Consider the following 292-nt stretch of genomic DNA (forward strand, 5'->3'; position numbering starts at 1 on the left):
TCCTGTTCGCCAGCCCGTTGAGAGACATTGTGCGCGCTACTACCCTGCTGGCCACGATTGCGTCGGCGTGCGCGTTCACGGCGGTCGTCGACGACCTCTACATCAGTAGTTGTATTCGGTGTCAGGCCCGCACGCAGGTAAACCTGCTGCGCTCGCAGTACCGGATCGGTGTCAGCGTGCTTGCGACGTTTCGTCGCGATTGCGAGCTGCTCCTTACTGCGTCGGAAAGCGATGAAAGTCACGGAAATGGCCAGTAGAAAACTGCAGAAAATGCCGAGCATCAGGCCAAAGG

1 protein-coding gene is annotated in these 292 nt (G+C 58.6%); it reads left to right on the top strand.

From position 1 onward, the window contains the following. On the top strand, nucleotides 1–257 hold a 257-nt coding region (locus tag QP752_RS11250; protein ID WP_284805543.1), incomplete at its 5' end, for a hypothetical protein. Nucleotides 258–292 lie beyond the last annotated feature (35 nt).

The sequence above is a fragment of the Corynebacterium sp. UMB10321 genome, from assembly GCF_030228725.1.
GTDB lineage: Bacteria > Actinomycetota > Actinomycetes > Mycobacteriales > Mycobacteriaceae > Corynebacterium > Corynebacterium pseudogenitalium.